The organism is Bowmanella dokdonensis (genome assembly GCF_017254865.1).
Classification (GTDB): Bacteria; Pseudomonadota; Gammaproteobacteria; order Enterobacterales; family Alteromonadaceae; genus Bowmanella; species Bowmanella dokdonensis.
Genome location: NZ_JAFKCV010000355.1, coordinates 1 through 291, shown reverse-complemented (window position 1 = coordinate 291; position 291 = coordinate 1). Strand labels below are relative to the sequence as shown.

Annotated in this window: 1 protein-coding gene; it reads right to left on the bottom strand. The window is 54.0% G+C overall.

What is annotated here, in order from left to right:
* On the bottom strand, positions 1-291 hold a 291-nt coding region (locus J0A66_RS22925), incomplete at both ends, for a transglycosylase SLT domain-containing protein (RefSeq protein WP_206576088.1).

Here is a 291-nt window from a genome sequence, read left to right as displayed (position 1 = left end):
ATAATCCAGGGCCGCCTGGGTGGAGGCTAACACATCACGACGACCGTCGTACCACCAACTCTGGCGCAACCCAAAGCGTTTACCGGTTTCTGGCACAAACTGCCACATGCCGGCAGCGCGGCCGTGGGAGTAAGCAAAGGGGTCAAAGGCACTTTCTACTATGGGCAATAAGGCCAGTTCCATGGGCAGATTGCGTTTTTCCAGCTCTTCAACAATCAGGAACAAAAAGGGCGCGGCGCGCTTGCTGACCCTGTCCATATATTTAGGATGTTTGAGATACCAGTTCTGCTG